Source organism: Marinospirillum sp. (genome assembly GCF_044810985.1).
Lineage (GTDB): Bacteria > Pseudomonadota > Gammaproteobacteria > Pseudomonadales > Halomonadaceae > Marinospirillum.
Genome location: NZ_CP085242.1, coordinates 2,631,981 through 2,645,190, shown reverse-complemented (window position 1 = coordinate 2,645,190; position 13,210 = coordinate 2,631,981). Strand labels below are relative to the sequence as shown.

11 protein-coding genes are annotated in these 13,210 nt (G+C 51.6%); 6 read left to right on the top strand and 5 right to left on the bottom strand.

What is annotated here, in order from left to right; translation table 11 throughout:
* Window positions 1-94 precede the first annotated feature (94 nt).
* From LG323_RS12450 to LG323_RS12435, 4 genes are all read left to right on the top strand, one after another.
* The gene (locus tag LG323_RS12450; protein WP_404416692.1) at window positions 95-1,426 is read left to right on the top strand and encodes a ferric reductase-like transmembrane domain-containing protein; all 1,332 of its coding nucleotides are present in this window, start codon (window positions 95-97) and stop codon (window positions 1,424-1,426) included.
* Window positions 1,427-1,516: 90 nt separating this feature from the next.
* Complete coding sequence (locus LG323_RS12445) at window positions 1,517-1,828, top strand: PepSY domain-containing protein (protein ID WP_404416690.1); 312 nt, start codon at window positions 1,517-1,519, stop codon at window positions 1,826-1,828.
* A 98-nt stretch (window positions 1,829-1,926) separates the two neighbouring features.
* On the top strand, window positions 1,927-3,090 hold the full coding sequence (locus tag LG323_RS12440; RefSeq protein WP_404416687.1) for a pyridoxal phosphate-dependent aminotransferase: 1,164 nt from the start codon (window positions 1,927-1,929) through the stop codon (window positions 3,088-3,090).
* A gap of 70 nt (window positions 3,091-3,160) precedes the next feature.
* Window positions 3,161-4,483, top strand: a complete 1,323-nt coding sequence (locus LG323_RS12435) for a diguanylate cyclase (RefSeq protein WP_404416684.1) — start codon at window positions 3,161-3,163, stop codon at window positions 4,481-4,483.
* On the opposite strand, the gene LG323_RS12430 is transcribed toward LG323_RS12435, so the two are convergent.
* Window positions 4,480-5,883, bottom strand: coding sequence for an amidase (locus LG323_RS12430; RefSeq protein ID WP_404416681.1), 1,404 nt, complete (start codon window positions 5,881-5,883; stop codon window positions 4,480-4,482). The two genes, LG323_RS12435 and LG323_RS12430, sit on opposite strands and share 4 nt — an antisense overlap.
* Before the next feature lie 185 nt (window positions 5,884-6,068).
* Here LG323_RS12430 and LG323_RS12425 point away from each other — a divergent pair, with 185 nt between their 5' ends.
* Entirely contained in the window at window positions 6,069-7,286 is a 1,218-nt protein-coding gene (locus LG323_RS12425; protein WP_310696533.1) for a pyridoxal phosphate-dependent aminotransferase, read from the top strand.
* A 179-nt stretch (window positions 7,287-7,465) separates the two neighbouring features.
* Window positions 7,466-8,257, top strand: coding sequence for a hypothetical protein (locus LG323_RS12420; protein WP_404416678.1), 792 nt, complete (start codon window positions 7,466-7,468; stop codon window positions 8,255-8,257).
* A 125-nt stretch (window positions 8,258-8,382) separates the two neighbouring features.
* Here LG323_RS12420 and LG323_RS12415 read toward each other — a convergent pair whose 3' ends face one another.
* The 4 genes from LG323_RS12415 to metE form a co-directional block, all read right to left on the bottom strand.
* The gene (locus LG323_RS12415; protein ID WP_404416676.1) at window positions 8,383-9,480 is read right to left on the bottom strand and encodes a hypothetical protein; all 1,098 of its coding nucleotides are present in this window, start codon (window positions 9,478-9,480) and stop codon (window positions 8,383-8,385) included.
* A 48-nt stretch (window positions 9,481-9,528) separates the two neighbouring features.
* Complete coding sequence (locus tag LG323_RS12410) at window positions 9,529-9,936, bottom strand: hypothetical protein (protein WP_404416674.1); 408 nt, start codon at window positions 9,934-9,936, stop codon at window positions 9,529-9,531.
* On the bottom strand, window positions 9,929-10,714 hold the full coding sequence (locus LG323_RS12405) for a tetratricopeptide repeat protein (protein ID WP_404416671.1): 786 nt from the start codon (window positions 10,712-10,714) through the stop codon (window positions 9,929-9,931). The genes LG323_RS12410 and LG323_RS12405 overlap by 8 nt, the downstream gene beginning before the upstream one ends.
* A 99-nt stretch (window positions 10,715-10,813) precedes the next feature.
* On the bottom strand, window positions 10,814-13,099 hold the full coding sequence (metE, locus tag LG323_RS12400) for a 5-methyltetrahydropteroyltriglutamate--homocysteine S-methyltransferase (protein WP_404416668.1): 2,286 nt from the start codon (window positions 13,097-13,099) through the stop codon (window positions 10,814-10,816).
* Window positions 13,100-13,210 lie beyond the last annotated feature (111 nt).

Below are 13,210 nucleotides of genomic sequence, written 5' to 3'. Positions count from 1 at the left end.
TTCCAGTAGTCAGCATCTTAACCCGGAAAGCTGACGTTGAACTGAACAAGCTTTGGGGAAGGGCTTAAGCCTGGCGTCAGGAACCTTTGCAACAATGAGTGGTGTTACCTTCAAGGAGGCACTGCCCATGTATTTATCACCTTTACCTTTTCTATTAGCCGGTTTTCTCGGTCTTCAGTATCTGCTCTGGAGCTGGAGCCCTGAGCTTTCCGGGCAGGCATTGCTGAGCTTTGATTCACTGTTCTTTTTCAGTGGCTACCTGGCCATCAACAGCATGTCCCTTGCTCTGTTCCTGGCCAGTCGGCCAGGCTGGCTGGAGCCTTGGCTGGGCGGGCTGGATCGCCTCTACCAACTTCACCGCTGGCTGGGTGTGACTGCGCTTATTGCTGCGGTTTCTCACTGGCTGATGGAAGAGTGGGACGACTCTCTTGAACGCTGGCTGGGCCGTTCCAGCCTGGACTCGCCGGATTTTCACGGTTGGTTGGATAACTTACAGGAAGCAGCGGAAGATCTGGGAGAAGTCGGGTTTTATCTGCTGGTTTTTCTGGTTCTTCTCAGCCTTTTTCGGTATTTCCCTTACCGCTACTGGCGCTACCTGCACCTGGGTTTTCCGGTTATTTATCTGCTTCTGGCCTGGCACAGTGTATTGCTGGCTCCCTCCTCCTGGTGGCAACAGCCGATGGGCTGGTTGCAGGGAAGCTTACTCCTACTGGGCTGTCTGGCTGCTTTGCAGTCCCTGACCGGCCGGATTGGAAAGAGCAAAAAAGTCATTGCAACCCTGGATCAGGTCACCCCACTGAACAACCAGATGCTGGAAGTCACCTGCACCCTGGACAAGCCCCTGCGCCGCTACCAGCCGGGCCATTTCGCGCGGGTGACCTTTGATCGCCTGGAGGGTGCCCACCCTTTTACCCTTGTCCCTGAGTCAGGCTGTTCCAAGCGATTCAGCTTCTGCATCAAAGCTCTGGGGGATTACACTCGTCAGCTTCTTCATCACCTGCAACCAGGCCAGAAAATTCAACTGGAAGGCCCTTACGGACGTTTTTTACCCTTGAAAGCCAGGGCCAGACGCCAGCAAGTCTGGGTCGCGGCGGGTGTGGGCATCACCCCCTTTCTGGCTTGCTTGAGCGCAAGAAAACCCCTGGGATCACCACCGGTGGTTTTGCACTATGCCACCCGCAATGCCGACCGGGACCCTCTGGTGGCCAGACTGAACAAACTGGCCGCCGGACAGGAGGGTTTCACTTTGCAGCTACATGACAGCCACAAGGGCGAAAGACTCAGCGCCGACTGCCTGGAGTTCCAGCAGAAAAAGGTGGACGTCTGGTATTGTGGCCCCGAACAACTGGGCCAGACACTGCAGAAAGAGCTGAGCAACAGGAAACTCTCCCTGCGCTTTCACAAAGAGCACTTTCGTTTTCGCTGAATGATCGACTCATTCAGCTCATCGTCAGCTTGCAGGAATACACTGCATAAACACTGATCAAGCAACACCCATTATGAAAGGAGAGATACCATGATTTTTTTTAAAACTCTGCCCTGGCTTACTTTGGCACTGGCTCTTGCAGGCCCTTTGTATGCCAGTGACGATGACTGCTATGACCCCGTGGATAGCTGGCGACCCAAAAGCGAGTTGCAGCAGCAACTGCAGGACAAAGGCTGGCAGGTGGATCGCATCAAGGTGGATGACGGCTGCTATGAAGCCGAGGGAGTGGATACTCTGGGCAATCACTTTGAAGCCAAGTATTCGCCAGCTTCCCTGAAAATTCGTGAGCTGGAAATCAAATTCACTGAAGAGGGTTCTGCCAGCGATTACCTCGACCGGTAACTTTGCAAACCAGGCTCAAACGGGCCTGGTCGGACTGGCTGGCGATAACCTTTTTCCAGTACACTGAACAGCTTGTCAGCCTTCCTGCGGAGCCCTGTATGCCTTTTTCCACACCTACCCTGAACTCCAAACTGCCCCAGGTGGGAACCACTATTTTTTCCACCATGAGTCAGTTGGCTCAGGAGCATCAGGCCATCAACCTCTCCCAGGGTTTTCCTGATTTTGACGGCCCGGACGAACTCCTGTCACGGGTGGACTTTTATATCCGTGAAGGGGCGAATCAGTATGCACCCATGACCGGAGCACCGGTTTTACGCAATGCTCTGGCAGAAAAACTGCAACGCTGTTATGACCGCAGGGTGAACTCCGATACGGAAATCACGGTTACCTCAGGGGCCACCGAAGCTCTTTTTGCCGCCATTACCGCCGTGGTGCGACCCGGTGATGAGGTGATTGTTTTTGATCCGGCTTATGACAGCTATGAACCGGCCATCAATCTCAATGGTGGCAAAGCTATTCACATCCCTCTGCTGCCACCGGATTTTCGCATCAACTGGGATGCCGTGGCCGCCGCCATCACTCCCCACACCCGGATGCTGATCTTCAATTCCCCCCACAACCCCACCGGCCAGGTTCTTCAGCCTGAAGACATCATTGCTTTACAGGAGCTGGTCAAGGGAACCTCGCTTTTATTGCTGGCCGATGAAGTCTACGAACACATGGTGTTTGATGGTCAGGAACACCTGAGTTTCAATCGCTACCCCGATCTGGCCGCACGCAGCTTTATTGTTTCCTCCTTTGGCAAGACTTATCACATCACCGGCTGGAAAGTGGGTTACTGTATTGCCCCAGCCAGCCTAAGTGCAGAATTCCGCAAGGTACACCAGTACCTGACCTTCAGCACCGCCACCCCTTTGCAACTGGCTCTGGCTGATTACCTGCACGCCCACCCGGAAGCTGACCAACAACTGCCCGCTTTTTATCAACACAAGCGCGACCTGTTTAATGACCTTCTGCATGGCAGCAGCTTCATCTTCACCCCCAGTGCGGGAACCTATTTTCAGTTGATGGATTTTGCCGCTCTCAGCAACCAAGTGGACACTGAGTTTGTGCAGTGGTTGATCCGGGAGGTGGGTGTGGCAGCCATTCCTTTGTCAGTCTTTTATCAACACCCCCCCGAGAAGCTGCATTGGGTGCGTTTTTGTTTTGCCAAGGGGGAAGAAACCTTGCTGCGAGCGGCCACGCTTCTCAATCAACTATAAGATATAAACAAAATTCATTTATAATCAGGTAAACTCTGTATCAGAAAAGCATCTGGAAGAGGTTGGCTTTTTGCGTCAGTTATTGATCAAAACCCTTTTGTCTCCCTGGGCTCTATTGATTCCGCTCCCCTTCTGGGCTGCGGTGGTTGGTCTGATTCATCTGAATAGTCATCAGCTTATTGAATCAGCAGGTTATGAAATGGCGCGCCAACGTGGCGAAGTGGCATTTAATCTAGTTCAGGCCATGCGCCACTGGAACACTGAACATGGTGGCGTCTATGCTCCCTTAACCGAGCGCACACCGGAAAACCCCTACCTGGAAACTCCTGAAAAAACGATTACCTCCCCTAAAGGAGTTGATTTAACCAAACTCAACCCGGCCTACATGACCCGTCAGTTAGGCGAAATCATGCAAGGCAGTGACCTGGAAATCAATCTGACCAGCGAACGCCTGATGAACCCCGACAATAAACCGGATGCCTGGGAATCAGAAGCTTTGCAAACACTTGGGCAGGACGATAGTCAGGAGCAGGTGGAAATCGTGGGTGACCGCTTTCGTTATATGGCCCCGCTTTATATGGAAGAAGGCTGTATGAGCTGCCATGCCAAGATGGGTTATGAGGTCGGCGATCTGCGCGGTGGTTTGAGTGTCTCCTTTCCGGCCAGCTATGTGGAACGTCTGACTACAAGCCTGCATCGGGAAAGCCTGTTGACCCACCTTTTGGCTTTCCTGCTTTTGTCCGCTACGGGTAGCCTGGCAATTTTCGGGTTGGGGCGTTTGCTGAAAAGCTTGAACACAGAACGTAGCCAACGCGAAAGCATCATCAATGAACGCACCGCCAGCCTGAGTGAAGAAATCACTCGTCGTCGGGCATCACAGGATCAGCTTCAGTATCTGGCTCACCATGATGAACTCACCGGAGCCAGAAACCGGCGCTGGATTTTGCAACAACTCAAAGACCTGCTCCCAGTCTACAGCAAACAAAGTGACCACTTGGCGGTCATGCTCCTGGACATCGATCACTTCAAAAAGATCAATGATACTTACGGCCATGATGCCGGAGACGAGGTGCTCAAGGGGTTTGTAAAAACCCTGCAAAATTGTCTCAGGGAAAGCGACCTGCTGGGTCGCTATGGAGGCGAGGAATTTCTGGTGCTGGTGCCTCACAGCAATGAGCAGACAGCCATCCAGGTGGCCGAGCGCCTACGTGAAGCGGTAGCCCAAGCGACCTATTTCAGTCAGGCGGGAAACCTGAACATCACCGCCAGTATCGGGATTACCCTGACTTCAACCCAGCCCACCACTTCTGAAGAGCTGGTGAACCAAGCGGATACGGCCCTGTATCAAGCAAAAACAGCAGGCCGTAACCGCTCGGTCATCTGGAAGGATTAAAACAGCTCCGGGCGAATATGAGTCAAGGGGTTGGCCTGCTGATAGGCATGGGCCGCTCTCAACACCAGAGCATCCTGATGACGCGCCCCCACCAGTTGAAGACCAATCGGCAATCCGGCTTCAGTGAACCCACAGGGCACTGAACAGGCAGGCTGACCGGTCATGTTGAAGGGATAGGTGAAGGGCGTCCAGGTCGGCCAGCGTTTTTCCTTCCAGTCTTCCGGCACTTCCAGACCCGTGGTAAAGGCAGGAATCGGCAAACTGGGCGTCAGCAGCAGATCATATTTCTTGTGGAACAGGTTCATGCGCTCGGTTAAAGCGGCCCGCTCATTCATGGCTCCGGTGTAGTCCAGCAGAGACAGCTTTTCAGCCCAGTTCACCACTTCGATCAGGTTGGGGTCCATCAAATCCCGCTGCTTCTTGTCCAGGGCACGCACCGCATTGGCCGCACCGCCATAAAAAAGCACATTAAAGCTGTCCAGAGGGTCCTCAAAACCGGGGTCCACTTCTTCCACTTCGGCACCCAGCAGCTCCAGAACCTTCACCGCCCGAGCCACACTGGCGGCAATTTCCGGGTCAACATCCACACGACCAAAGCGTGGGCTGTAGGCAATCCGCATGCCTCTTACACCGCCTTCGATGGCCTCCATAAAGCTATCCTGACAGGGTGCCAGAGTGGTGTCCCGCACATCAGGGTTGACCATGATATCCATCATCAGCGCAGTATCAGCCACCGTCCAGGTCATGGGGCCGGGATGGGCCAGAGGAGCAAAAGGCGATGCAGGCCACATGGGCACCAGACCCTGAGTGGGCTTGTGCCCCACCAGACCGCAGAAACCGGCCGGAATACGAATCGAGCCACCGGCATCCGTACCCAGCCCCAGCGGAGCCATGCCCAGCGGAACCGCCGCACCCGTTCCACCACTGGAGCCACCGGCTGTTTTTTCCGGGTTCCAGGGGTTGTTGGTGGCACCACACAGGGGGCTGTCGGTGACGCCCTTCCAACCCAACTCCGGCGTGGTGGTACGCCCCAGGCCGACAAAACCGGCTCGGCGCAGGTTCGCCACCACCGGAGAATCCACCTCATAAGGCTTGGGATCAGAGGTTTTCGACCCCTTCAGATTGGGCCAGCCCGCGGTGACAAAGACATCCTTGATGGCCACCGGAATACCATCCAGCGGCCCCAGTTCCAAACCACGCATCCAGCGTTCTTCACTTTGCCGAGCTTGTTGGAGTGTGGTTTCTTCATCCATAAAGCACCAGGCATTGACCTGATCATCCAGGCGATGAATCTGACGAAGATAGGCTTCCGTGGCTTCCACAGGAGAAACTTCGCGGGTGGCATAAAGCTCTAAAAGCTCCAGGGCGGTCAGGCCTTCAATGCGGGTGCTGCTGGTCATGGGTCAGGCTCCTTCTCGGGTCTTTTGCGCTGATGATTCGTCCAAACTAGACCTTTTTTCAGGCCGGGGTCAAGTGGCTTCAATAACCAATCAAGAAACTCTTGACCCGCCTTGAATACCCGCCTAGCCTGAAATCTGCTGGCATCAGCAATTACTGACCATCTTTGAGCCGGGAGCTGCAAACTATGAACGATATGGATACTGAAATGTATGATCGCTCCGAGGTTTCCATGTTCGGGCCTTCCATGCATGCCATTCCCATGCCGGGTATCCGCCGGATGATCAACATGGCAGCCGACAAGGAAGATGTGATTCACCTCTCCATCGGCCAGCCGGACTTCCCCACTCCCGAACATATCATTGAAGCGCACATTGATGCCCTGCGTGCCGGGCAAACCGGTTACACCATGGACTCGGGGCTGCCGGAATTGCTGACCGCCCTCAGGGATTATTATTCCGAACGCTATGGTGTCGATCGCCTCACCGAAGACAACTTTCTGGTCACCACCGGCGCGACCGAGGCCATGTACCTGGCGCTTTCCGCCACGGCAGCGCCTGGCCGCCAGTTTATCTGCACCGACCCGACCTTTTTGCTTTACGCTCCCCTGATCCGCATGAACGGTGGCGAGGTCAAGTTGATCCCCACCCGTGCGGAACACGGTCACCAGATTGACCCCCAGGAAGTGATTGATGCCATGGGGATGCGTACTTTTGCCATTGTATTGAACTCCCCCAGCAACCCCACGGGTACGGTTTACCCACGCGAAACCGTGGAAGCCATCGTTGAAGAGGCGGCCTACCGGGGGATTTACGTTTTTGCGGATGAGGTTTACGACCACCTGATTCTGGATCACATGGACTTTCCCAGCGTGATCAGCTGTACCTCGGATCTGGATCACGTCATGTCCATTTCCAGCTTTTCCAAAACCTTCAGCATGGCAGGCCTGCGCATTGGCTGGATTATTTCCAGTCAGGGGGCCATCCGCAAACTGCGTCGTTACCACATGTTCACCACCACGGTGGCCAACACCCCCGCACAATGGGCCGGGGTCGCCGCCCTCAGAGGCGATCGCAGCTGTGTCGACGACATGGTGGCCGAGTACCGGCGACGGCGCGACCGGGTAGTGAAACTGGTCAACGAAGCCCCTTACCTGCAGGGCTATGTCCCCGAAGGGGCCTTCTACATCTTCCCCTCCCTGCCCAAAGGCACCAACGGCAGCAAACTCGCTCTGAAAATGCTGGATGAAACCGGGGTTTGCGTGATTCCCGGTGATGCCTTCGGGGAAGACTGCTCCAACTACATCCGCATCAGCTACTCCAACTCCATGGAACAAATTGAAGAAGCTTTCGAGCGGATGATTCCCTGGTTGGCCAAGCAAAAGCTGGGGAAGGATTATAAGTGATGATTCTTCTTAAAAAGTTTCAGATCCATTTTGATTCTTGAACCAGCATTATTCAGTGAGGCCGCAAGTCGGTCTCCTGGTTTCATACAAGCATTAGCACCTGCTAATTGGTTATTTTCTTCTGGATTTTACGTAAACTGTTCTCAGATACTGTCAGCCATCACTCAGGGAGCCTTGTTGTGGCCTCATTCTATCGAAATGGAACTTACGTCTCAGATTATATTCGATCAGATGGTACCTATGTCTCTGGTCATTGCAGAAATGGTAGCCATGTCAACTTTGAGGATCACTGCTCACACTACGACCCATATGTAAGTGAAACTAGCAACCTGTTTCTCACTCACTGCTTTGACTGTAATCAAGAGGTGTATTTCGTCAGGAATACAACTTATTTTGGCTGCTTCCTTGCTGATCAGATAGAGCCCGACTGGATTATTCACCCATGCTGGGAAGACAAACAGTTTGGTCAACATCGTATGGAAGTTATTATTCAATATTATCAACGGGAATCATCTCGAATTCGACATGATCAGGAAAAAAAAGCACGACAGGAAAAGGAGACAACTGACAAAGAGAGAGAGCAACAGAAAAAGCTGAAAGAAAAAACAAGGCAAATAATTGCAGATCTACCTTTAAGAGAATTTACCGAGCAATTTGAAGGCTTATACATCACTGGAATGGTCTTTGGGCATATTTCATGCCGCGACCCCGATGGCCCGTTGAACTTTTATATCGCAGAGGCATATAACAAAGAATTCAGGTTCAAGATACTTATCTGTACCGAAGACTTTTTTGAGCTGAAACCACTTGAAATAAACTGGGTAAATGTGAAGCGCCTAAAGCGTGCGAACACGACACTTCTCTACTTGGAATCAGATAAATTCAACATGAAATCAGCCAGCAAATCACAGTGGACGAAAACCCCTGGCTTGGTACCCCGTCATCTACTTCATCGCCAGCCCCGCAACTGATAGCTTTAAAACATATAACTTCTTTTATATCACATGTGTTGAAGAAGCTTATCAAAAAAGGCTTTGTTTCAGCAACATTTAAGATTCGCACCCCACCTCTGAACCCGGCTTAATTATTGAAAGATTCAAACATCTGTATCTTGCATACCTTTTAGCCTGTCATACAGCTGCTTGCTAACAAGATAAAGCCCTGAATTCTGAAAGCTATTAATACCTTCTTTCGATTTAAAATCTGCCTCTATGTTTTTAACATTTTCTTTTGATACATATCCAGAACCCAAGAGCAACTCATCAAGCATTTCTCTTGTGAAGCCATTTTCTTTTTTTACATTAATGAAACGAAGCCCTATAAAGGGTGGATTTTTTGCATTCGTGTTAGAAATGTTTAGTGCACATGCAATCCCATAAAAATCAAAAAACTCGTTAAGCTTTTCAGCCATTCCTTGATGAGCAACACTGTCAAAGAGAGACTTATGCACCTTCAAAAAATTTATGAATCCCTCCTCAAAAACAACCCATTTAATTTCATTTAAGCGGTGATCAAACGAATCATAAAAACCTGACAATTCACTGCCCAGAATGTCCCTGTAATTAAAACCAAGCGAAAAAAGAGCTACATCAAATTCGAAATAATTAAAGAATTTATTTTTCAATGAGATCTCAAGAATTCCTTCCCCCATTGATTCAGAAAACATAAAATCATACCAATCGTATGCTTTATCTGCACTGGATTGTGACAATCTTTCTTTTGATAAATCAACAAACATTTTCCTGTGATCTATATAGTTCCTGAAACTATTATTAGACTTAGTTTGACGTATCTGCTCAGCAGTTTGCTTGGTTTTGTGAAAAGCTGCCACCACCATGCCCAGCGGTATGGCTGGAGCCATTACGTAGAATGGTAATTTACTTATTTTAAGAAACGTCTCATAGCCGGATTCCGACAAGCTAAAGCTATATGCTTGCCAGATGGGTAAACCAAGGGCAATACCCAATAGAACAGGTATCAGAACCACCAGCCAGAAGAGCCAATGTTCGTGAAGGGGTTTGTGTGGATCAAGATGCCAAGAGAAGCTTTCCTTCAAAACTGACCACCAACCCTGCCAGTCACCTACTTCCTTGATCTCTTTACGCTTGGAGTATGAAACAAACGCAGCAGCCAAGAGCAGCACTGCGCCAGCTAATAAGAACAGAGTTGTCAGAAAAATAGAAGAATCGTTCATCCTGAGTCCCTACAAAATAGACCTGTCTCCCAAGGCCTGGAAAGTCTGTTACAACTCCGAGGCAGCTTCCGCTATGCGCTCTGCCTTGCGAATGGCCTGCATTGCCAACCCTTTGGGGAAGTGTTTGTTCAGTTTGTAGTCTGCGTGGTTGCGAATCTCTTTGGCTTGTTGCAAGTCTTCACTGATTCTTTTTAATAAACGACTTGCTGCTTCATCCAACTGTCTACTCCTGGCCGTGACTCTTAAACGGTTGATCAAGGTTGCATGAACGCCTTCTTTTTTAGCGCCAGGTGGAATGTCTTCCAGATCAAGATTCCGTGATTTGACGGTGTGGTACGCCGAATAGTAGGCACTGCTGGCTGCGACCCGCAGGTGAATCGCTTCTTCGTTGTTGACTGTTTTATCTTCGCCCATCATCACTGATGAAAAAGCCAACAAGTCCCTGGGTTCAATCATCCTGATCACCACAAACAAACAGAGTCGTTATCGCCTGGGATGCCTTTAAAGCAATATCCGCATCAATTAAAGCATCTATCCAGCGGTCATTGATGTCCATCACCTTGTCAAGATCAGTACTGATGTACATATAGTGGCTGATCCAGCAGTCATGCTCATCATGGCTGACTTCAATGCTTTCCGGGTAGAAAAAAAGACCTTCCTCAACTATGAATTTTGAGTAGACCTCATAGTGCTGTTGCAAATCTTCGTCGGTCACGCCCTTTTCATTCATGCAGGCAGTAATTTTGCGATAACTTTGAATTTTCGCTTCCAGCTCCGGGGTGTGCTCGCCCTGGTATTCTTCTAGAAAATGCAAAGCCTGCTGGTATTTGCCTTCACTTGTGTAGCAATCAGCTACAGCCAGAAGGGTATGAGCTGACATGCCACAGTGTTCAAGCAGGTGTTCTACCGCTTCCTGGTGAAAGCCTTGATGGTTTAAGGAAGTAACAAAGTTTTTTTCCAGCGTGGCAAGCTCCTCCCTGTCAGTAAAGTGATGCTTGGCACTTTTATAACCTTGCAGAGTGCCTTCTTTGTCCAGCAAGATTGCACTCAGTTTCATTTCCATCGCAAAGGCTTCGCCTGGATCAACTTTTTTCAGGTCAGCAATTTTCCTTTCAATTTCCTGCTTCTTGCGAAGAAACATGAATTCCTGGCGTTCGCGCACCGGCACATACCCCAAGGCAACGATCTCTTCGTTGACTTCGGAGGCAATGGTCTGTGGGGCGGGTGCTGGCATCGATACTCCTGTGGGGATAATCCTGATATATACCCAATGCTACCCAATGCCACTTACACCCGCAAGAAAGGAATATTGCAGACTGAAGAAGTTGAAGGATTACAAGTAAGCCTTGCGCAAACGCCTGGCGGCTTCAACCAGTGCCGCCAGTGCGGGGGTGACTTCTTCCCAGCGGCGGGTTTTCAGGCCGCAGTCCGGGTTGACCCAGAGGCGTTCGGCGGGAATTTTTTCCGCTGCCTTTTGCATCAGCTGCACCATCCATTCGACTTCGGGGATGTTGGGGCTGTGAATATCATAAACACCCGGCCCGATTTCATTGGGGTATTCAAAGGCCTCAAAGGCATCCAACAGCTCCATGTTGGAACGTGAGGTTTCGATGGTGATGACATCGGCATCCAGCTCAGCTATGGCTTCAATAATGTCATTGAATTCCGAGTAGCACATATGGGTGTGAATTTGGGTGGAATCAGCCGCTACAGCTGCTGTCAGCCGGAAACTGTCCACCGCCCAGCGCAAATAGCCAGTCCAGTCAGCCTGTCTTAACGGCAGACCTTCGCGGAAAGCCGGTTCGTCAATCTGAATCACTCGAATACCGGCGGCTTCCAGGTCGCGAACTTCATCGCGCAGTGCCAGAGCAATCTGCTTGCAGGTGGTTTCGCGTGATTGATCATCGCGAACAAAGGCCCATTGCATGCAGGTCAGAGGGCCAGTCAACATGCCTTTCATGGGCTTGTCGGTCAGGGACTGGGCATAGCGGCTCCATTCCACCGTCATGGCCTGAGGGCGGGAAACATCGCCGTAGATCACCGGAGGTTTGACACAACGCGAACCATAGCTTTGCACCCAGCCAAAACGGGTAAAGGCATAGCCATCCAGTTGTTCGCCGAAGTATTCCACCATGTCATTGCGTTCAGCCTCGCCATGAACCGGTACATCAATGCCCAGCTTTTCCTGCTGTTTCACGCAGTAAGCAATTTCCTGCTGCATCAATTGCTGATAACGCTCACTGTCCAGGACGCCTTGTTTGTGATCCCGGCGTGCCTTGCGGATTTCCGGGGTCTGGGGAAAAGAGCCAATGGTGGTGGTCGGGAAAAGCGGCAACTTCAGCCATTCCTTCTGAGCCAGTGCCCGTTTTGGATATGGCGAAGTGCGCAGATACATGGGTGGATCTATGGCGGCCAGGCGTTCGGCCACTTCCGGGCGGTGAATGAGTGTGGAAGCCTGACGGCGGGACACCGCCTGCTGATTTTCAGTCCAGGCTTTTTCCGAAGCCTGATCCAGTGTTCCCTGAAGCCCCCGCGCCAGCAGCGTGACTTCATCCAGCTTCTGGCGGGCAAAAGCCAGCCACGACTTGAGTTCACCTTCCCATTGATCTTCCTGTTCCAGATCATGCGGCACATGCAGCAGTGAACAGGAAGGTGCCAACCACAAGCGCTCACCCAGGCGTTCCCGGGCAGCGGTCAGTTTGTCTCTTAACGCCGCCAGATCCGAGCGCCAGATATTACGCCCATCAATCACCCCGACCGACAGCACCTTGTAGGCAGGCAAACGATCCAGCACCTGCTCCAGTTCCTGGGGTGCGCGAACCAGATCCAGATGCAGACCGGCAACTGGCAGATTCACGGTCAGACCCAGGTTATCCTGCAAGCCACCGAAATAAACCGCCAGCAGTTTCTTCACCGCAACCGACTGCAACTGGTTATAGGCGGTTTCAAAAGCCTGTTTCCACTCGGTAGGTAAATCCAGCGCCAGAATCGGCTCATCCAGCTGTACCCACTCCACACCCTGATCGGCCAGTTGCTGCAACAAGCGGGCATAAACCGGCAGCAATGTGGGCAGCAGATCAAGTGCCTGAAAGTCACCCTGAGGCTTGCCCAGCCACAAATAGCTCAGTGGTCCCACCAGGGTTACCTTGGGGGCGTAGCCCAGATCCTGAGCTTCCTTGACTTCATGCAGCAACCGCTGGGCATTAAGGGCAAAGTGTTGCTCTGGCTGAAATTCAGGCACCAGGTAATGATAGTTGGTATCAAACCACTTGGTCATTTCACAGGCCGCTGCCGGTTCACCCGAAGGGGCACGACCCCGGGCCATGCGAAAATAGGTGTCCAGGTCGGCCTCTTCTGGCTGCGTATTAAAACGCGGCGGGATGACGCCGAGGATCTGGCTGAGGTTTAATACCTGATCGTAAAAGGCGAAATCACCGACGCTGACAAAATCCAGACCGGCTTGTTGCTGTTCCTGCCAATGGTGGGCGCGCAGCTCACGACCAGCTTGTTCCAGTTGTTCCTGGGTGAGGTCGCCAGCCCAGTAGGCTTCGACGGCTTTTTTCAGTTCGCGCTGGGCACCGATGCGGGGGTAGCCCAGAGTATGAGTTGTTAATTGCATGTCAATTCCTCTAATTATCTGGTTAAAACTTGATCTGTTGGGCACAAGGCACTGCCGCTCAGGACGCGTGAATACCTCCCTGTAAGCTCTGGCCACAACTTCCTGTTGTGG